Annotated in this window: 13 protein-coding genes and 1 pseudogene; 5 read left to right on the top strand and 9 right to left on the bottom strand. The window is 71.0% G+C overall.

All coding sequences use genetic code 11. The features are described from left to right. The 3 genes and pseudogenes from RWQ91_RS17100 to RWQ91_RS17090 form a co-directional block, all read right to left on the bottom strand. Positions 1-257: pseudogene (locus RWQ91_RS17100) on the bottom strand (hypothetical protein); the annotation flags it as partial. Positions 258-262: 5 nt separating this feature from the next. Continuing rightward, positions 263-1,234 (bottom strand): electron transfer flavoprotein subunit alpha/FixB family protein, encoded by a 972-nt coding sequence (locus RWQ91_RS17095; RefSeq protein ID WP_314508398.1) that lies wholly within the window; start codon positions 1,232-1,234, stop codon positions 263-265. A gap of 2 nt (positions 1,235-1,236) precedes the next feature. Beyond that, positions 1,237-2,013, bottom strand: a complete 777-nt coding sequence (locus tag RWQ91_RS17090; protein ID WP_314508396.1) for an electron transfer flavoprotein subunit beta/FixA family protein — start codon at positions 2,011-2,013, stop codon at positions 1,237-1,239. Positions 2,014-2,132: 119 nt separating this feature from the next. Here RWQ91_RS17090 and RWQ91_RS17085 point away from each other — a divergent pair, with 119 nt between their 5' ends. Continuing rightward, on the top strand, positions 2,133-2,669 hold the full coding sequence (locus tag RWQ91_RS17085) for a MarR family transcriptional regulator (RefSeq protein ID WP_314508393.1): 537 nt from the start codon (positions 2,133-2,135) through the stop codon (positions 2,667-2,669). Between the two features lie 108 nt (positions 2,670-2,777). On the opposite strand, the gene RWQ91_RS17080 is transcribed toward RWQ91_RS17085, so the two are convergent. The 3 genes from RWQ91_RS17080 to RWQ91_RS17070 are packed head-to-tail and all read right to left on the bottom strand — an operon-like array spanning position 2,778 to position 5,627. Further along, on the bottom strand, positions 2,778-3,554 hold the full coding sequence (locus RWQ91_RS17080; protein WP_314508391.1) for an enoyl-CoA hydratase: 777 nt from the start codon (positions 3,552-3,554) through the stop codon (positions 2,778-2,780). A gap of 13 nt (positions 3,555-3,567) precedes the next feature. After that, positions 3,568-4,470, bottom strand: coding sequence for a 3-hydroxyisobutyrate dehydrogenase (mmsB, locus tag RWQ91_RS17075; RefSeq protein ID WP_314508389.1), 903 nt, complete (start codon positions 4,468-4,470; stop codon positions 3,568-3,570). Beyond that, positions 4,467-5,627 (bottom strand): acyl-CoA dehydrogenase family protein, encoded by a 1,161-nt coding sequence (locus tag RWQ91_RS17070; RefSeq protein WP_314508399.1) that lies wholly within the window; start codon positions 5,625-5,627, stop codon positions 4,467-4,469. The genes mmsB and RWQ91_RS17070 overlap by 4 nt, the downstream gene beginning before the upstream one ends. Before the next feature lie 376 nt (positions 5,628-6,003). Between RWQ91_RS17070 and RWQ91_RS17065 the strand changes: the two genes are divergently transcribed. Genes RWQ91_RS17065 through RWQ91_RS17055 form a run of 3 tightly spaced genes read left to right on the top strand, consistent with a single transcriptional unit; the run spans position 6,004 to position 12,034 of the window. Further along, entirely contained in the window at positions 6,004-8,985 is a 2,982-nt protein-coding gene (locus tag RWQ91_RS17065) for a hypothetical protein (RefSeq protein ID WP_314508387.1), read from the top strand. Continuing rightward, on the top strand, positions 8,982-11,138 hold the full coding sequence (locus RWQ91_RS17060; RefSeq protein WP_314508385.1) for an FtsX-like permease family protein: 2,157 nt from the start codon (positions 8,982-8,984) through the stop codon (positions 11,136-11,138). The genes RWQ91_RS17065 and RWQ91_RS17060 overlap by 4 nt, the downstream gene beginning before the upstream one ends. Then, positions 11,135-12,034: an ABC transporter ATP-binding protein gene (locus RWQ91_RS17055; RefSeq protein ID WP_314508384.1), complete on the top strand. Its 900-nt coding sequence runs from the start codon at positions 11,135-11,137 to the stop codon at positions 12,032-12,034. The genes RWQ91_RS17060 and RWQ91_RS17055 overlap by 4 nt, the downstream gene beginning before the upstream one ends. Here the strand turns inward: RWQ91_RS17055 and pulA are convergent. Beyond that, positions 11,917-18,096, bottom strand: a complete 6,180-nt coding sequence (pulA, locus tag RWQ91_RS17050) for a pullulanase-type alpha-1,6-glucosidase (RefSeq protein WP_314508382.1) — start codon at positions 18,094-18,096, stop codon at positions 11,917-11,919. The two genes, RWQ91_RS17055 and pulA, sit on opposite strands and share 118 nt — an antisense overlap. 229 nt (positions 18,097-18,325) lie before the next feature. Between pulA and RWQ91_RS17045 the strand changes: the two genes are divergently transcribed. Then, complete coding sequence (locus tag RWQ91_RS17045) at positions 18,326-18,811, top strand: GNAT family N-acetyltransferase (RefSeq protein WP_314508380.1); 486 nt, start codon at positions 18,326-18,328, stop codon at positions 18,809-18,811. Here RWQ91_RS17045 and RWQ91_RS17040 read toward each other — a convergent pair. Further along, a complete protein-coding gene (locus tag RWQ91_RS17040) occupies positions 18,786-19,328 on the bottom strand; it encodes an ATPase (protein ID WP_314508379.1) in 543 nt (180 codons plus the stop codon). The genes RWQ91_RS17045 and RWQ91_RS17040 overlap by 26 nt on opposite strands. 55 nt (positions 19,329-19,383) lie before the next feature. Further along, a complete protein-coding gene (locus tag RWQ91_RS17035) occupies positions 19,384-20,040 on the bottom strand; it encodes a histidine phosphatase family protein (protein WP_314508377.1) in 657 nt (218 codons plus the stop codon). Positions 20,041-20,149: the final 109 nt, after the last annotated feature.

Genomic DNA, 20,149 nt, shown 5'->3' with positions numbered 1-20,149 from the left:
GCGGCCGGCGACGCGGGAGCGGACGGGCGGCCGTCGGCGCCGGTGCGCTCGGCGCTCGGCGCGAGGATCTCGGTGATCGGCTGTCCGCCGGCCGATTCCTCGGTCACGACCTGCGGAAGCACCACCGCACCGACCGGCGCGTCGCCGATTGCGACGGCGCTTTCGGAGGCTGGAGGCGCGGTGTCCGCGGGAGGCCAGGGCTCGCCGCCGGGCCGCCGCGGCAGCCCGCGGCGCACCGTGCCCGAGTACGTCGCCATACCGGCTACGCCTTCCGGGCCTCGAGCGCGGCGATCAGCTGCGGAACCACGGTGAACAGGTCGCCCACGACGCCGAAGTCGGCGATCTCGAAGATCGGCGCGTCGCCGTCCTTATTGATCGCGACGATCGTCTTGGCGGTCTGCATGCCGGCCTTGTGCTGGATCGCGCCCGAGATGCCGAGCGCGACATACAGCTGCGGCGAGACCGACACTCCGGTCTGCCCGACCTGGTACGACTGCGGCACGTACCCCGCGTCCACGGCCGCGCGGGAGGCACCCACCGCGGCGCCGAGCACGTCGGCGAGCTGCTCGACGAGCGCGAACTTCTCCTGCGAACCGAGCCCGCGTCCGCCCGAGACCACCTTGCCCGCGCCGCGCAGCTCCGGCCGCGACGACGTCACGACGGCCGCGTCGATCTTGTCGATGGATGCCGCGCGCTTGCCCGACGGCGCGACCGTCAGCGTTTCCACGGACGGCGACTCGACGGCATCCGCACGCGCCTCTATCGCGCCCTGACGGACGGTGATCACCGGTGCGCCCCACGTGACGGACGCGTCGACGTTGTAGGCGCCGCCGTAGACGGAGTGGTGCGCGACCACACCCTCGGCATCCCGCGACACCCCGACCACGTCGGCGCACAGCCCCGACCGGCTGCGGGCGGCGTAGCGTCCGGCGACATCGCGCCCTTCGACCGAGTTCGAGATCAGGATCGCGTCCGGCCGCACGAGGTCGGCGGCCGCGGCGAGCGCGTCCACGACCGGGACGGTCAGCTGGTCGCTCACGGCGGGAGCCACGAGCACGGATGGCGCGCCGAGCGCGCCGGCGGCGGCACCGACGCTGTCGGCATCCGAGACGATCAGGGCGACCGGGGTGCCCACCGAAGCGGCGGCGCCCAGCAGTCCCGCCGCGCTCTTGGCGAGCTCGCCGCTCGGCATGACGTCGAGCAGGACGAGGATCGAATCATCCGCGAAAGCCATGGTCACACCAGCCTGTTCTGCACGAGGAATTCCGCGAGCTTCTGGCCCGCATCGCCCTCATCGATGATCTTCGTGCCGGCCTGGCGCGGCGGCTTCTCCGACAGCGCCAGGACGATCGAGCGCGAGGCGGCAGCATCCTCCGGCTCGATGCCCAGGTCCTCGAGCGTCACGGTCTCGAACGGCTTCTTCTTCGCAGCCATGATCCCCTTGAAGTTCGGGAAGCGGGCGTCGGGCAGCGCCTCGGTGATCGAGATCACCGCGGGCAGCTGCGCCGAGACCTGCATCGTGGCGCCGTCGCTCGCGCGCTCACCCGATACCGTGCCGTCGCCGATCTGCACCGCGTTGAGGGTCGTGAGGTGGGGAGCGTCCAGCAGCTCCGCCACCATCGCACCCATCACCCCGCCGGCACCGTCGGTGGACAGGTTGCCGGCGATCACGAGATCGAACCCCGTGCGGCGGATCGCCGCAGCGAGCACCTCGGCCGTCAGGCCGAGATCGGCGCCGGCCAGAGCCTCGTCGGCGACGTGGACGGCCGAGTGGGCGCCCATCGCGAGGCCCTTGCGCACCGTGGCCGCCGAACCGGCCGGCGCCATCGAGAGCACGACGACCTCGGCATCCGCGTTCTTGTCCGCGTAGCTCAGCGCGACCTCGAGCGAGCGCTCCCCGATCTCGTCGAGGACCGTCTCGCTGGCGGCGCGATCGGCCAGACCAGTCTCCAGGTCGAGCTTGCGATCACCCCACGTGTCCGGGACCTCTTTGACCAAGACGACGATTCTCATTGCGCTCCGCTCCTTCGTGCGTTCGAGTCTATGGCGCCGCGTCGCCCGCCACGGCGCTCGCGCTGCCGCTGCGGAGGCCGCGAGCGGCTACCGTGGAAAACGCGGAAAGGAGGTCGACGATGGCCAGACCAGGACCCCTTCCCGTCGATCCGATCGCCGAGGCGAAGCGCCAGTGGACGGCGCACGGATGGACGGATGCCGCTCCCGGCATGTCGGCCGTGACCTCGATCATCCGCGCCCAGCAGCTCATGCTCGCGCGGATCGATGCGGCGCTCAAGCCGTTCGGTCTCTCGTTCGCCCGGTATGAGATGCTGCGGCTGCTCGGGTTCACCCGCGAGGGCCGGATGCCGATGGCCAGCGCCATCGCGCGGCTGCAGGTGCATCCCACCAGCGTGACCAACACGGTCGACCGCCTCGTGCGCGACGGGCTGGTCGAGCGCGAGCCGCACCCGGGCGATGGCCGTGCCGCGATGCTCGTGCTGACGGCATCCGGTCGAGAGCTCGTCGAACGAGCGACCGACGCCTTGAACAGCCAGGTCTTCGCCGAGCCGGGGCTCTCGGAGTCCGACACGGCCGAGCTCGTCGCGATCATCGCCCGCCTGCGCAAGAACGCCGGCGACTTCGCCGACCCGCGCCCGCTGCCCGACCCGCTCTGAGCCCTCACTCTCGACCGTGAGACTGCAACTGCGGTTCGAGACTGCGGGGAAACCCCGCGGTCTCGACCACCCGTTGCAGTCTCGCGGTCGTGGGGTGGATGCCGGGGGTCAGCGATTCTGAAAGTCCGGGGCGCGCTTCTCACGGAACGCCGCCATCCCTTCCTTCTGGTCGGCGGTGTCGAAGAGCGCGGCGAACGTGTGCTTCTCGAACCGGAGGCCCTCGGCGAGGGTCGACTCCAGCGCCGTGTCGAGGGCGGCCTTCGCGGCGTACACCGAGGGCAGCGACTTGGACGCGATCGCGTCGGCGACCTTCCCCGCCTCCTCGAGCAGGTCCGCCGCCGGCACCACGCGCGAGACCAGTCCGGAGCGCTCGGCCTCGGCGGCATCCATCATGCGTCCGGTCAGCACCAGCTCGGCGGCCTTGTAGTACCCGACCGCGCGGACGAGGCGCTGCGAGCCGCCCATGCCGGGGATGACCCCGAGGTTGATCTCGGGCTGCCCGAACTTCGCCGTGTCGGCGGCCAGGATGATGTCGCACATCATCGCCAGCTCGCACCCGCCGCCGAGGGCATAGCCGGCCACGGCGGCGATCACGGGCGTGCGCACCGCGGCGAACTGCGCCCAGCCGCCGAAGTGGTCGTCCATCACCATCTCCAGGCCGGACTTCTGCTCCATCTCCTTGATGTCGGCACCGGCGGCGAAGGCGCGCTCCGATCCGGTGACGACGATCGCGCCGATGTCCGGATCCGTGTCGAAGGCGGATGCCGCCGCGACGATGTCGTGCATCACCTGCGAGTTCAGGGCGTTCAGCGCTTCGGGACGGTTGAGCGTGATCCAGCCGACGCGACCGCGGGTCTCGACCAGAATGGTCTCGTAGGTGCTCATGCGGGGGTGCTCCTCAGGCTCGGCTCTCGGCGCGGATCGTGGTGATGATCCCCGAGAAATCCTGCCCCGCGCCGGCACCGTCCGCGAACTCTTTGTAGATCTCGCGCGCGAGGCGCCCCATCTTCGCGTCGACGCCCGTCAGATCGATCGCCTGCTCCGCGAGGCCCAGGTCCTTCGACATGAGGGCGCCGGCGAATCCGGGCTGATACTCGCGGTTCGCAGGGCTGGTGGGCACGGGGCCCGGCACGGGGCAGTTCGTGGTGAGCGCCCAGCACTGACCGGACGCGTTGGAGGCGACATCGAACAGCGCCTGATGGCTGAGTCCGAGCCGCTCCCCCAGCACGAAGGCCTCCGCGACGGCGATCTGCGAGATGCCGAGGATCATGTTGTTGCACACCTTGGCGGCCTGGCCGAGTCCGGCGCCGCCGCAGTGGACGACGCGGCGACCCATGGCCTCGAGCAGCGGGCGCGCCGCTTCGAAGTCCTCGTCCGTGCCGCCGACCATGAACGCGAGCGTCGCGTTCTCGGCGCCCACCACCCCGCCCGAGACGGGCGCGTCGATGCTGCGGTGTCCCGCGGCTTCGGCGAGTGCGTGCGCCTCCCGCGCCTCGTCGACGGCGATCGTGGACGAGTCGATGAAGAGCGTTCCGGATGCCGCCACGGCGAGCAGTCCGGGAGCATCAGCGGATCCGCGGTACGCCTCGATCACGTGCCGGCCGCTCGGGAACATGGTGATGACCACCTCGGCCGAAGCTGCGGCATCCTGCCCCGAGTCCGCGACGGGGATGCCGGCGGCGCGCGCCGCATCGATTGCGGCCGGAACCACATCGAATCCCACGACGTCGTGGCCGGCCTTGATCAGGTTCTGCGCCATCGGCAGGCCCATGTGACCGAGGCCGAGGAAAGAGACCCTCATCGGACCGACCCCAGCAGCTCCCGGCCGATGATGACCCGCATGATCTCGTTCGTGCCCTCGAGGATCTGGTGCACGCGCAGGTCGCGCACCACCTTCTCGATGCCGTACTCGTGGAGGTAGCCGTAGCCGCCGTGCAGCTGCAGGGCCTCGTTCGCGATGCGGAAGCCGGCATCGGTCGCGAATCGCTTGGCCATGGCGCACTGCAGGGCGACATCGGGCGCCCCCTCGTCGATGGCGCGGGCGGCGTCGCGCACCAGGGCGCGCGCGGCGCGCAGCTCGGTGGCCATGTCGGCGAGGGTGAAGACGACCGACTGCTTCTCGGCGAGCGGCTCGCCGAACGTGAAGCGCTCGTGCACGTACTGCACGGCCCGGTCGAGCGCCCATTGGGCGCCGCCGAGCGAGCACGCGGCGATGTTGACGCGCCCGCCGTTGAGGGCGGACATCGCGATCTTGAAGCCCTGCCCGGGCGATCCGAGGATCGCGGATGCGGGTACCCGCACCTCATCGAGGATCACCTGACGCGTCGGCTGCGCGTTCCAGCCCATCTTCTTCTCGTTCTGGCCGAACGACAGCCCGGCGGAATCCGCCGGCACGAGGAATGCCGTGATCCCGCGCGCGCCCGGCTCGCCGGTGCGCGCCATGACGACATAGACCGACGCCTCGCCTCCGCCGGAGATGAACTGCTTGACGCCGGTGAGGACGTAGTCGGCGCCGTCCTGGATCGCGCTGGTCGTGATGGCGGCGGCATCCGACCCCGCACCCGGCTCGGTCAGGCAGTAGCTGCCGAAGTCCGTCATGGCGGTGAGCCGGGGAAGCCAGGCGTGCCGCTGCTCGTCGGTTCCGTACGAGTCGATCATCCAGGCGACCATGTTGTGGATCGTGATGTACGCGGCGATGGAGGGGTCGGCCTGGGCGAGCTCCTCGACGATCGCCACCGCATCCGAGCGGCTGAACGCGGATCCGCCGACGTCCTCGCGGACGTAGATGCCGCCGAGTCCGAGTTCGCCCGCCTGACCCAGTGCTTCCCGCGGGAAGTGCTTGCGCTCATCCCACTCCAGCGCGTGCGGAGCCAGTTCGGTCTGAGCGAAGTCGCGGACCGCTGCGAGGATGTCCGCGCGCTCCTCCGCGCTGAGCGTCAGGAAGGTCCCGCTCGGCATGGGCGTTTCCTTCACCAGAGAGGCCGTCTGCTGCGTCATGTGCGATCTCCTCTCGCGCCGTCGTTGGCACGATGATCATTTTAGCTGGACTTCCGAGTATATCCGAGGATGCCCACTCTTCGTGCCGTTCCTCCCCCGTCCGCCCGCGGAGACGCTCGGCCGGTAGCCGTCCACGGCGAGAAGGTCCGATCCGCGGCGAGAAGGTGGGTTCGGCGCCGAGAAGGTGCACCTTCTGAACGTCGACCGGACCTTCTCGGCGCGGCGGGGGCCTTCTCGGCGCCCGGCACGGTGCCCGCAGCGCCGGGCATAGTGTCGATACACCGCGCGCGGGAGCGCGGTGCGACGACGGGAGGCCGCCCTGTTCACCCTGCGCCGCATGCGCCAGCGCGCCGGCATCTTCGCCGGTCTGCTGATCGTCGTGTCGGTCGCGGTCGGAACCGCCGCCGGCGCCATCGGCGTGCTCTCGGCCGCGGCGACCACCGGGGTGCGCGCGGTGCTCGATGTCGAACCGGGGGCGGACCTCGCCCTGCGCGTGGCGCTCCCGCGTGATGCGGTCGACGAAGCGGCGCAGGATCAGCTCGTCACCGCAACGGTCGGCGAGGTCTTCCGCGACGGCTCGGGCCGCGGCATCCCGCTCTCCATCGTGCGAACCGTCGAGTCGGTCGCCGTCGTGGCCGCGCAGGACGAGCGCCGCTCGGTCGCCGTCGCGCAGGTCGACGACATCGCATCGGCCGCGACGCTGGATGCCGGAAAGTGGCCCACCACGGCCGGCGAGGCGAGCATGCAGGCGGATGCCGCGACCGCGTTCGGCCTGGAGGTCGGCGACGAGCTGACACTCGACGGAGGCGTGGCGCTCACCCTCGTCGGAACCTGGCGGCTGAAGGATCCTGATGCCCCGCGCTGGATGGGCGATGCCCTCTGGGCCGCCGGCGCCGACGACCGCTCGGTGGGTCCCGTCGTCACCGGCTCCGAGGTGTGGGACCGCCTGGGCATCACCCCGCGCGTCGAGTGGACCCTCATCCCTCGGGTCGATCGCCTGCAGCCGGCCGACCTGGAAGCGACCGACCGGGCGTGGGAGGCGCTGGCGCCTGCGTTCAGTGACGCCGGGCTGGGCCTGCCCAACCGCAGCGGGCGCTTCGTGCTGGCCGCGCGCGAGGTCGAGGTGCTCGTGGCGGCGCTGCGGACGGCGGCCCCGGTCGCCCTCATCGTGCTGGCGGCCATTGCGGCACTGTCGATCTGGGTCCTCGCCGGACTGCTCGTGCGCGCGCGGTCCGAAGAGACGACGCTGCTCTGGGCGCGCGGGGCGACCACCGCGCGCCTTGCCGCCGGGGTCTCGGGTGAAGCGTCCGTCGTCGCCGCGATCGGCGGGACGCTGGGCGTCGCGGCCGCAACCGCGCTGCTGTCGGCTCAGCCCGCCGGCCTGCCGTCGGCGGTCGCGAGCGGTGCCGTCGCGGCAGCGGCAGCGGTCGCCGTCTCGGCTGCATCGTTCGCCGCGCGCACCGCCGGCGCGAGCGGGTCGGTCACGGCCACCAGCGGTGCGAAGACCGGAGCGCGCACGCGACGCACTGTCGCGGTCGGGGTGCTCCTGGTCGCGACGGCCGGAGCACTGATCTCGACGTGGCAGCTCCTCACGAGCGGCCCGCTGACGACCACCAGATCCGGCCGGACGGAGATCGACCCGATCGCCCTTCTCGCACCGGCGCTGATCCTCGTGGCGATCACTCTCACCGGGCTGTACGTTTTTCCCTTCGTCGTGCGCGGGGCGGCGGCATCCAGCGCCTCCGGCACGGCCGCGCTGAGCGTGCTCGCGCTGCGGGGACTGGCCCGCCGAACGGAAGCGGCCGCCGTCTCGATCGTGATCGTGGCCCTCGCCGTCGGCCAGATCGTGCTCGCGGCCGGTTACGGCGCGAGCTGGTCGAGCGCGTTCGCTCAGACGCAGGAGGTGCGATCGGGTGCAGCCGTCACGCTGCACGGACCCTCGAGCTCGCTGTCGGATGCCGAGCTGGATGCCGCCGCGAAGGTCTCCGCCATCGCGCCGGTGCGGACCGCCGATGTGCTGCTCGGCGGGGAGCGGGTGGAGCTGCTCGGGATCGCGGCGCCCGCCCTCGGCTCGATGGGTCAGCGCGGCGACGGTGCGGTGGATCCGGAGGCCTTGGCGCAGGCGATCACTCCCACCGGCGGCGCGGTGCTCCCCGACGCGGCGACGCGCGTCGGCGTCGAGCTGCGCGGCGTGAGCACCGCCCAGGTCTCGATCTGGCTCTCCGACGCCCTCGGGCGGCTGCGCGAGGTGCCGACGCTGACCGCTCCGGGCGAGGGTGGTCTCGAAGCGACCGCGGACCTGCCCGATGGCGAGGCGCCGTGGCGGCTTGCGGCGATCGATGTCCGCAGCGAGGCGTCCGGCCCGGCGAGCGTCGCGGGGGTCTCCACCGATGCCGGCGAGATCGCCGACCCGGTTGGCTCCACCGCCTCATGGCGCGACCCGACGGTCGTTCCCGGAGCGGCCGGCGGAGTATCCGCGCCGATCGAACCCGGGACGCTCGTGCGCTTCCTCCCGCCGCCACCGGTCGGCGGCGCGGTGCTGTCGGCCGCGCTCGCCGAGCGGCTCGGAGTCGGCGTCGGCGCGGCCGTCGTGATCGAGCCGGCCGACGGCGCCCCGCCGATCCAGTCATCGGTCGCCGCGCTCTCGCCCGCGATCCCCGGATCCACTTCGGCGCGCGGCGTCCTGGTCGATGCGGCGGTGGTGGATGCCGCGCTCTTGGCATCGGCGGCAGCCCCCCGTCCGGCATCCCGTGTCTGGGTCGGCACCGACGGCGACATCGAGGCGACGGCGACCGCCCTGCGGGCGGCCCTGCCCGCCGCGGTCACCGTGGATGCGGCGAGTGCGGGGCCGGACCGCACGATGCTCGCTGCCGGTGCGACAGTCGTGTGGCTGGCCGCGGCAGCCTCGGGCGTGCTGGCCCTCGCGGGCCTGGTCGCCGTCTGCTCCGCGCAGCTGCGGCAGCGGCGGGGCGAGGTCGCGGTGCTCCGCGCTCTCGGCGTCGCACCCGGCGGGCAGTCGCGGCTGCGCCGCCGCGAGATGCTGTTCGCGACCGGCTGGGCACTCGTCGTCGGAATCGTCGCAGGCGCCGCGGTCGTACTGCTGGTGGTCGCCACGCTCGCCCGGGCGGCGGTGCCCGGCGCCATCGCGGCCATCCGCACAGCGGTGCACGTCGATGTGATCGCGGTGGCGGTGGCCGTCGTGATCCTCGCCCTGGCGATCGGGGCCGTCATCGTCGTCTACGCGAGCATGGTCGCCCGCGACGCGGCGACCGGCCACGCCGCCCGCGGCCGCGGGCGCCTTCGGGGGCGAACGGCATGACCGAACGTCGCGGACCGGCCGGACTGCTCGCCAAGCAGGCGAGAGCCGACGCCGCCCTGCTCGCGCTGATCGGCTTCGTCGTGGCGATATCGGCTCTGCTGGTGACGGCCGCGCCGGCGGCGCTCGCCCAGATCGCGACGCAGGAGCTGCGGCACACGCTCGACGGCTTTCCCGCCGTGCGCGGGGACCTCACCGCGAGCGGCATCTTCGGGTATCCGTCCGCCGGCGGCAACCGATCGACGGCGGAGGGCATCGCGTCGATCTCGGACACGATCGAGCGGGCGCCGGACGGTGTCGGCGAACCTCTCGCGGCCCTGCTCGAGGACTCCCAATGGGTGGCGCTCACCCCCCGCGAGGGTGCGGAGATCATCGACGGGCCGACCGATGCGGTTCTCCTCCGCGTCGGCCTGGCGATGACGCCCGGGGCGGATGACCTGGTCACGATCACCGACGGCACGCCACCGCAGGCATGGACGGGCGATGAGGACGATTCCGCGACACCGACCCCGCCTCTCGAGGTCGCGCTCTCGCGGTCGGCCGCCGAGCGGATGGGTATCGCGGTCGGCGACACGCTCGACCACCGTGTGGCTCCCCTTCTGGTCACCGCGCTGTACGAGCCGCGAGACGACTCGGATCCGTTCTGGCAGCACCAGGCGGCGCTGAGCACGGCTGTCGAACGCGTCGCCGACGACGGTCGGACACTCCTGCTCGCCGACGTGCTGGTCGACCCGGCGTCGACAGCCGGTCTGTCGACGACCTTCGCCGGCGCCCGCGTCGAGGCCTGGTACCCGCTTCGCACCGACCGGTTCTCGTTCGACGACGCGCGCGCCGTAGCGCAGCAGGTGCGGCAGCTCAGCGCGGCCGGAGAGGTCTTCCGCAGCGGCGAGTTCCTCCTGTTCTCCTCGATCCTGGCCTCGGACATCGACGCGATCATCCAGCGGGTGAACGTCGCGACGGCGCTCATGGTGCTGCTCGCCGCCGGACCGGTCGGCGTTGTGCTCGCCGTGCTGGCTCTCGCCGCGCAGGCCATCGCGCGACGACGCCGGCCGACCCTGGATCTCGCACGAGTCCGCGGCGCCGGCGAGACCCAGCTGCGCATGGCGCTGCTGCTGGAGGGCTTCGCGATCGCCCTCCCCGCTGGGATGATCGGCATGGCGATCGGCATGGCGATAAGCGCGGCGATCGACGGATCGGGTCCGCTCTTCGGGGTCGACGCCTGGCCCGCGCTGGCCGTGGTCATCGCGCTCCCGCCTGTGCTGCTGGCGGCCTCGCTTCCTCCCCCACCGCTCGTCGCCCGCTCGCGGACGGCCGGCTTCCGGTGGGTGGGCGAAGTCCTCGTCGTGGCGCTCGCGGCCGCATCCGTCTTCCTGCTCGTTCGCCGCGGTGTCGTCGGCGACGGCGCCGACCCGCTGCCGGCGGCCGCGCCGCTGCTTGTCGCCGCAGCCGGCACCCTCGGCGTGCTCCGGCTGTTCCCCCTGGTAATGCGCACCGTGCAGCGCGGCGCCCGGCACGGCAGCGGTGCGATCGCCGTGGTCGGAGCCGCCCAAGCCGCCCGAGGCCCGGCGCCGGGGTTCGCGACTGCGTTCGCGATCATCCTCGGCACGTCGGTCGCGGTGTTCTCCCTCGGCGCCGCCCGCACGCTGCAGAGCGCGCTCGCGTCGGCATCCGCGTCGACGGGATCCAGTGCACGGCGGGAGATCCCGCCGCTGGATGCCGGTCATCCGCTCGTTGCGGCCGTGTTCGGCCTGCTCGCCGTCACTGTCGCCGCCGTGCTCGCCTTCTGCCTGGTCGCCATGGTCCTCGGGGTCCTCGCCTCCGCACGTCAGCGCGACGGTGTGCTCGGCGTCCTGCGCGTCCTCGGACTGCCCGCCCGAGGACTGCGCGGCGTCGTCGGGTGGGAGGTCGCTCCGGTGCTCGTGTTCGCGATCAGCGCCGGCGTCGTCCTCGGCGTGGCGGAGGTGCTCGTCGTCCTGACGGCGATCGACCTGCCCGGCTTCGCCGGCGTCGCGGGGTCGCCTCCTCTGCTGGATGTGACCGGCATCGCCGTCGTCGTGGTCGTCCTGGCCGCGGCCGCCGGTGCGGCCGCGCTCAGCGCCGCGGCGATCGCGCGCCGCAGATCGCCCGCCGCGTCGCTCAGAATGGGGGTGGAATGACCGCTCAGATCAGCTGCGTCGACCTCGTGCGCATCTTCGCGTCCGAGGGCGTCGAGGTGCAGGCACTCCAGGGGCTCAACCTCGAGGTCGAGGCCGGCGAGCTCACGGCGATCGTCGGCGCGTCGGGTTCGGGCAAGTCCACGCTCCTGACGATCCTCTCCGGGCTGGACACGCCCACGGCGGGCGCAGCGAGCGTCGACGGTCACGACCTGCTCGCCATGCGCGGGCGGGACCGCACGCGCTTCCGGCGCGAGAGCGTCGGGTTCGTCTTCCAGCAGACCGAGCGGAATCTGGTGCCGTTCCTCACGGTCGCCGAGAACATCACCCTGGCGCTGTCGGTGGCGGCCACGCCCCGCACCGCGCGGGCGGATCGGGTGGACGGGATGCTGGAGGTCCTGGGCATCACCGACCTCCGCGCTCGCACGCCCGGGCAGCTGTCGGGCGGTCAGCGTCAGCGCGCAGCGATCGCGGTCGCTCTGGCGAACGCCCCGCGCGTCCTCCTCGCCGACGAGCCGACCGGGGAGCTGGACGAGCAGTCCTCCGCCGAGATCCTCGAGGTGCTCCGTGAGGTGAACGAGAACGTCGGCGTGACGGTGCTCATCGTCACGCACGACGAGGCGGTCTCGCGCCACGTGCGCCGTACCGTCCAGATCCGGGATGGGCGCACCTCGACCGAAGTGCTGCGCTCGGTGCACACCGACGACCAGGGCGTCCAGCGGAACATCGCCCGCGAGTACGCGGTCCTGGATCGCGTCGGCAGGCTGCAGCTGCCGCAGGACTACCTCACGCGGCTGCGCATGAGCGGTCTGGTCCGCCTCGAGCTCGAGTCGGACCACGTGGAGGTGCACCGCGCCGACGAGCGCGGTGCACCTCCCCCCGCTACGGGGGGTCCGTAGGTGCGGGCGGGGTAGGAGATAACGACCGGAAACCGGAACAGCGCCGGCGAGTCGTTACACCCGTCGGCGCCCGTGAACGTGGTCCGCAGCATGTGGATGCCGCGACCGAGCGACGGCAGGGCGACCTGGATCCTGCCCTTCGCGGCTGCTCCCAGCTCGACCGTCGCGATGACGGTGCCCCGGTCGGAGACCGTGACCGTTCCGACGGGGGCGCTGCCGTCCGCCGAGACGACCCGGCCGGTCACGGTGAGGGGCGTGCCGGCCTTGGCGAGCACCTTGCTCGGGGCGGCGGTGACGACCGTGTCCGTGGCCTCGGCGTCCACGAGCACGGCGACCGAGCGGGCGGGCACGGTCACCGTGCCGCTCGCGGCATCCCACGACGTGGTCTTCACGACCGGATCGGCGCCGTTCGCCAGCGCGGGCGTGAGGGAGAACCCGCGGCCGGCGAGAGCCGTCACAGTCTGCGTGGTCGGCTCCGTCGAGGCGTTGAACACGACCAGCGCGCCCTCGAGCTCGGGGTCGACGTCCTCACCCAGCAGGTCGTCGATCACCATGACGATGACGCCGGGGTCGGCATCCGCTCCCCCGTTCGGGAACGACACCTTCTGTTCGATCAGGTCCGCCGAGCCCAGCCGCAGCAGGTCGACCTCGGAACGCACGCGCAGCATGTCCAGCGCGGACGCCTCTGCCGAGGCCATGTCGGATGCCGCGGGCTTCAGCGCCGGGTCGGCCAGCAGCGGCGCCATGATGGGCCACTTCTCGCCGTTGTCGGCCTGCATCGGCAGGCCGGACCCGAACGTGGACTCCTGACCCGTCCAGTCGATCCGGTTGAACCAGTCGCCCGAGTTGTAGCTGTTGCGATCCAGGGACTTCGAGCGCAGCAGTTCCGTCCCGGCGTGCCAGAACGACACCGACTGCGACAGCGTGACCGTCGCGAGCGACAGGGTGTTCATGCGGACGCGGTCGGCCATCGACGTGCCGACGGGCAGCTTGAAGACCGACAGGTCGTACAGCGTCTCGTTGTCGTGCGCGTCGACGTAGTTGATCACCTCGTCGGGCTGGTCGGCGTAACCGGCGGGAGACCCGTTGTAGTCCACCTCGGCGCCCGTTTTGACGGTGCCGTCCGAGGCTTCGAACGCGAAGTCGCGCAGGTTTCCGGCGAGGCCGAGCTTGACCAGGTCGGTCTGCTCGCCGATGGTGCGGTCGGCCGGATCGACGGTCGAGCCGTTCGGGTCGGTGCCCAGTCCCGTGCCGAAGCCCTGCTCGAAGGTCGACGAGCCGTCGACCGGGCTGCCACCGTGCACGCCGTCGCGGAGGCGGTCGTTGAACGTCCCGATGCCGGTGCCGCCGAGCTGCCCCTGCGTCGCCTGCTCGAAGAGGGCGTTGTTCGCGACCTCGCCGAAGTTCCAGCCCTCGCCGTAGAGGTACACGGCCTTGCCGTCCACGCCGTCGCGAGAGAGGGTGAGCTCATCGAGTGCGGCGCGGATCGCGAGCATGTTCGCCTTCGAGTGGTGCCCCATCAGGTCGAAGCGGAAGCCGTCGACCTTGTAGTCCCGGGCCCACATCACCACCGAGTCGACCATGAGCTTCTCGGCCGCGGCATGCTCGGTCGCGACGTTCTGGCAGCAGGTCGAGGTTTCGACGCCGCCCGCCGCGTTGAGGCGCTGGTAGTACCCGGGAACCACCTGGTCGAGCACGGAGCGCTCGCCCTGTCCGGACTCGGCGGTGTGGTTGAACACCTGATCGAGCACGACCTGCAGACCTGTCTGGTGCAGCGCTCCGACCATCGAGCGGAACTCCTCGACGCGCGCGCCGCCGTTCGGGTCCACCGCGTACGAGCCTTCGGGGGCGAAGAAGTGGAACGGGTCATAACCCCAGTTGAAGCCGTCGGCGTCGCGGATGCCGTCGATGCACGCCTGCTGCTCGGGCGAATCCGGCGCGAACGACGCCAGGTCGCACGGGGGAACCGCCTGCGCCGCGCGGTCCTCCTCGATCGTCGCGATGTCGAACGACGGCAGCAGGTGCACCGTGTTGATCCCGGCCTCGGCGAGCTGGTCGAGCTGGGTCATGCCCGCGCTGTCCGGGTGAGTGAACGCCTTGTACGTGCCGCGCTCGTTCTCGGGCACCGTCTCATCGGTGAACGAGAAGTCGCGGATGTGCAGCTCGTAGATCGCCCGGTCGACCGGCTGATCGATCTTCGGCGACTTCGTCTTCTCCCACGTCTTGGGCCTGTGAGCCTTGTCGGCCAGGTCCACCGCGACCGAGCGCTCGGAGTCGAGGGTGAGCGCGACCGAGTACGGGTCGGTCACCTGGTTCGTCTCGATGGCACCCGTCGTGGGCGCATAGACGACGACCTCCCAGAGGTACTCGTCGCCCTTGAGCGCGCTCTTTCCGGCGACGGACCACGTTCCGGATGCCGCATCCCGGGTGGCCTCGTGGCGGACCGGGTCACCGGTGGCGCCGGCCTCCCAGGTCAGCAGCGTCGCAGACTGCGCGGTGGGAGCCCACAGGCGGAAGGTCGGCTTGTTGCCCTTCCAGCCGATGCCCAGATCGACGTCGTCCAGAGCGTCGGCGTAGAGGGCGTCCAGCACCCCGGGAATCTGCACGCCGGTGAAGCCGGTCAGCACTCCGTCCGGGTTGCGCTGCGCGACCGCCAGCTGTCCGGTGAGCAGCGCCGCGGCATCCGTCCCCTCGGGGACGCGAAGCGCCGTGTACGACGACAGGGCCGGGAACGCTTCCCGCTGCGCTTGGGTGAGTCCGCCGTCGATCACGGTGAGCTCGATCGGATCGCTGCCGGTGACCTCGCCGTCGGCGACCGCGAGGGACGCGTCGGCGGACGAGTACAGCTGCCAGGTGGCGCCGGAGGCGGTGGAACCGAGGTCCGCCGGCCACGCGATCGTATCGGCGTCGATCCAGTGCGCGCGCTGCTCCCCGACGCCGGCGAGCGGCGGGTCGGTCGTGGTCACCGTGAGCACGTGCGTCTCGAGGGAGTAGCGGAACGTGACCACCTTGCCGGCGCTGGCCGTGAACGAGATGTCCGGCCCGTTCGGCACTCCACCGGCGCCGTAGTTCTCATCCCAGCTCAGGCCGTGCGTGACTTTGACCGCATAGGAGCCGGTCGGAAGGTCGTCGGTGGTGAACTGGAAGGTGCCGTCGGCGTTCTGATCCCACATCATCGCCGCCAGGCACGACGGCGCCCAGTCGCCGGCGCAGCCGAGCTCGCTCTGGAAGCTTCCCGCCAGGGTGATGATCGGGCCGTCGACGGTGGAGCGCATGTTCTTCGTGCGCGGATCGAAGTAGAAGGTGATCGGTCCGCCATCGTGCGCGAACAGGATGTCCCCGCCGCCGCTCACCCCGCCGGCACCGTAGTTCTCGGTCCACGACTTCTCGGTGGCGATCTTGTACGCGTAGGACCCTGCCGGCAGATCGTCGAGTGCGAGAGTCCAGATGCCGTCGACCTGGGTCATCTGCACCGCGTCGCAGTCGGGCTGCCAGTCGCCCGGGCAGCCGGCCTCCGAGTTGAAGCTGCCGGGAACGCTGACGGCGCCGTACACGGTCGGCTCCTGCGGCTCGGGCTCGTTCGGCTCTTCGGGCTCTTCCGGGACGGTCGCCGTCACGGGATCGCCGACGGACGCGTACGTGGATGCCGCGGCACGGTTGCCGGCGGCATCCGTCGACACGGCGCGGTACTCGACCAGCGTTCCGGCAGCCAGGCCCCGGACATCGTGGAAGACGCGGGGGGTCGTGTCCTCGGCGGTGCCGAGCGGGGTCCACTCCTCGTCGCCGACGATCCGCCAGGCGAAGCTGGTCTCCGCCCAGGTCGCGTCGGGGACGTCCGCTCCCACCGGCGCGAGGCCCGTGAGTCCGGCGCCGGGAGTCGGCACCGAGATCGAGATCTCGCCGGCCTCCGCGGGTGCGGTGACCGCCTTGTCCGCGGTGTAGACGACGGCGGAGAGGGCGGGCACCGTCACGGAGGCGACGCCGTCCGCGCCGGTGGTGACCGGGGCGGTCGCGCCGTAGATCGCGCTGAAGGTGGCCTCTGCGGTCAGCGTGGGAATCGAGACCGTGTCATCGGCGGTCGAGTTGTTCGTCGCGACCAGGTACTCGATTTTCTCGTCGCGGTCGACGCGGCTGAAGGCATAGACACCGGCGCCGTCGTCGGCGTAGCGCTCGATCTGCGCCCCGCTCTGCAGCGCGGGGTGGGCGCTGCGCAGCTGCGCGAGCTCGGCGATGCGCCCGTAGAGCGCGGAGCCGGTGTCGAAGCGGTCGATGCTGCCGAGCGTGGTGCCGTCGACGAGCGGCTGGTTCGCGTACTCGGCGGTCTGGGTGGCGAACATGCTCTGGCGCGCGTCCTTGTCGCCGCCGGTGCCGGCGAAGCCCTGTTCGTCGCCGTAGTAGACGACCGGCTGGCCGCGCGTGAGATACATCAGCTCGTGCGCGAGCTCGTCGCGCTGAAGCGAATCGGCCCCGGCCAGGAAGTACCCGATGCGGCCCATGTCGTGGTTGCCGAGGAACGTCGGCAGAGCGGTCGCCGACGAGTCGGGCGTCGTGTACATGTCATCGCCCGCGAACAGGGACTGCAGCACTTCGGCCGAGCCGCCCTTGGCATAGGAGGTGGCACCGGACTGGAACGTGAAGTCGAGCACGGAGTTCATATCGGTATCGCGCACGTACGGCGACAGCTTGGCGGGGTCGGCGTCGTAGACCTCGCCGAACATGAAGAAGTCGGGCTTGCCGGCCGCGTGGGCGTAGTCCAGGACTTCGCTGGACCACTTCTCCCAGAACTCGAAGTTCACATGCTTGGCGGTGTCGATGCGGAATCCGTCGATGCCGAGGTCGACCCACTTCTCGTAGACGTCGACGAAGCCGTTCACGACGGCCGGGTTCTCGGTCATCAGGTCGTCGAGGCCGCTGAAATCGCCGTAGGTGGTGGACTCGCCGGCATAGGTCGAGTCGCCGCGGTTGTGGTACAGCGTCGGGTCATTCAGCCACGCGGGAACCTTCAGGTTCTGATCGGCGGGAGGGACGACCGGCGTGTACGGGAAGCTCGTGAGCGGGTCGAGCGTCGGGAAGGTGTCGGTGCCCGCGAAGTCGGCGGGGTCGAACACGTTGCCGGCGGCATCCCGATACGGGCTCGTCGCCTGATCGACGTACGTGTACGTGCCCTCCTGGTAGGAGATCACGTCGGCGGTGTGGTTCGCGATGATGTCGAAGTAGATCTTGATGCCCTTGGCGTGCGCCTCGGCGATGAGTGCCTCGAGCTCGGCGTTGGTGCCGAGGTGCGGGTCGATCTGCGTGAAGTCGGTGATCCAGTAGCCGTGGTAGCCGGCGCTCGCGTTCGCGCCCTCGCCCTGCACCGGCCGGTTCTTGAAGCTCGGGGTGAGCCAGATGGCGGTCGTGCCGAGGCCGTCGATGTAGTCCAGCTGCGACCGGATGCCGGCGATGTCGCCGCCCTGGTAGAAGCCCTTGTCGGTGGGGTCGAAGCCGGTCGTCAGGCGATCGCCGCTCAGGCCGCCGAGGTCGTTCGACGTGTCGCCGTTGGCGAAGCGGTCGGTCATGACGAAGTAGAACTGCTCCTGGCTGCCCGGCTGGCGTGCCGGTGCCGCGACGAGTGCGTCGTCGGCATCCGTGTAGCCGGCGCCCAGGCCCTGCACCTCGACGCCGACGCGCTTGACGTTGTCGTCGAAGATGAACTTCAGCGTGGTCGGGCCGGCGATCGTCAGCGGGATGTCGCCGCCGCCGCCGTTCGCGCCGTAGGACTCGTCCCACGCGCCGTTCACCGCCACCTTGTATGCGTAGGTGCCGGCGCCGAGCTCGAACTCGGCGGCGTACACGCCGTCGGTGCCGGTGGCGGTGAGCGCGGTCTGCGTGCAGTCCGGTTGCCAGTCGCCGGGGCAGCCCAGTTCGCCCTGCAGCGTTCCCACGAGGGTGAACGTGCGGTCCGCCGCAGCGGCCGGGGCGGCGGCGATCGCCGGGAGGGCGATACTGCCGGCCAGCACGAGGGCTGCGGAAAGGATGCTGGCGATGGCGCGGCGTGCGCGTGGGGAGGTCGACTTCGACACTGGTGCTCCTGGGGGGATGGAGAGGCACGGCAACGTGCCCGGCGCGATGCAGGCGACGCTAACAGGAGTCTTTCAGGATTGCAAGCGCTTACACTGCGGCTGTTGCAAGCGCTTGCATTTGCGGTGGGGGTGCCGCGTGCGGGCTCGGCGCTCCCGTTTCCTGCGCGCGCGCCGTCAGCCGGAGCAGCGCTCGCAGGAAACGGGAGCGCCCGCGTGCGATCATCGTCCGATGGTGTTCGAGGTGCGGGCGGCGGTGCCGGACGATGCACGCCGGATCGCCGAACTGCACGTTCTGACGTGGCAGGAGACGTACGCGCACCTGCTGCCACCGGGCTTCCTGGACGAGGCGCACTCCCGCATGCGCCGGGAGATGTGGGACCGGATTCTGCGCGACGGCCGTCCGGAGTTGACCGTGCGCGTCGCCGTGTCCGAGGGAAAGATCGTCGGCTTCGCGATGTCGGGTCCGAGTCAGGGCGGTGATGCTCCTCGCGATCGCCAGCTGTACAACATCTACGTCCTGCAAGCAGCGCACGGAACCGGCATCGGGCAGGCGCTCCTCGCCGGAGTGCTGGGTGCCGAGCCGGCGATGCTCTGGGTCGCGAAGGAGAACCCGCGAGCGATCGCCTTCTACCGACGCAACGGCTTCGAGCTGGACGGCGCGACGGAGTTCGAAGCCGCGACACCGGCCATCACGCACGTCCGGATGGTGCGCTGAGCCAGCCCGTCAGCTCGGCGATCCGCGCCGCCACCTCGTGCGGCGTGAGGTCGTCCGTGTCGATGCGATGTGTGCCGTCCGGAGAGGCGGTGTCAAGCATCACCGAGGTGCGAGCACTGTGATCGAGCTGATCGTCGACGGACGACCCGTGCGCTCGCCGCCCGAGGCGGATTCTGACGGCGTGGTCCGTCGCACGGAGAAGGACGGTCCTCACCACCGGATCGTCGCCGAGCGCACGCGCGAGTGAGGTTGCAGACAGAACGGAGACCGTGTTGGTGAAGATCAGGCGTCGATACCCCAGCGCTCGGTAGTTGGCCCAGATCGCGGCCAGGTTCCGTTCTGCGAGGTCGGCCTCCGCGTGCACCAGATGCGGCACCGGATACGCGAGATCCAGGTAGTCACCCTCGATGACCGCATGTTCCACCGTATGAGCTACGAGAAGCTCATGCAGGGCAATCGCCGCCGTCGTCTTGCCCGCACCGGAGCGCCCGCCGATCAGGACCAATTCACTTCGCATGGTCCCCCAGTATCGCCCCGAGATGGTCGGACGACGCGTTTGCGTCAGCCGGGTCCTAGGACTCCGAAGGCTCCAGCGGAAGCTCCAGCCCGTAGTTCCACGACATGATCGCCGGCTGCTCGCGGTAGTAGCTCAGCACCGAGACGGATCCGGCATCCAGCGTGATCTGCGCGCCGAATCGGGGCGCCATCCGCAGGAACACCGCGGTCAGGATGCGCAGGAAGTGACCGTGAGCGACGAGAGCGACATCGCCGTCGACCATGGCCGGCAGCACGCGGTTGAGCACGCGCGAGGCGCGCGCGGCGACCTCCTCCACCGTCTCGCCGGGAGTCCGGCCTCGGATGACACCGTGCGTGAACGCGCTCCAGTTGTAGCCGAGCTCCGTGCGGATGTCCCGGGTCGTGCGTCCCTCGTACCCGCCGTAGTCCCATTCGACCAGCAGAGGATCGACCTCCGCATCCAAACCCGCGAGTTCGGCGGTCCGTCGCGCGCGTTGCAGCGGCGAGGTCAGCACGAGCGAGAAGTCGTACCCGGCGACGAGCCTGCCGGCGCCCCTGGCGAGGTCTTCACCTCGCGGTGTGAGTGGAACGTCGGTGAGCCCGGTGTGCCGCCCGATCTTCGACCACTGCGTCTCGCCATGCCGGACGAGGATGAGCTTGCCCGACGGATTGTCGGGGGCGGGGCGGTCGGGAAGCGGATCGTTTGTGGACACATCGCAACCGTACTGTCGAGGCGCGTCTGCGGTCGGCCGGCGCGAGCGATGTCGGAGGGTAGTCGTACATTTGTTCTATGGCTGGAATGCTCGATTCACTCCTCGCGGA

Origin of the sequence: uncultured Microbacterium sp. (genome assembly GCF_963524805.1) — a bacterium.
GTDB lineage: Bacteria > Actinomycetota > Actinomycetes > Actinomycetales > Microbacteriaceae > Microbacterium.
The sequence above is the reverse complement of the archived record's forward strand: the minus strand, read 5'-3'. Positions and strand labels throughout refer to the sequence as shown.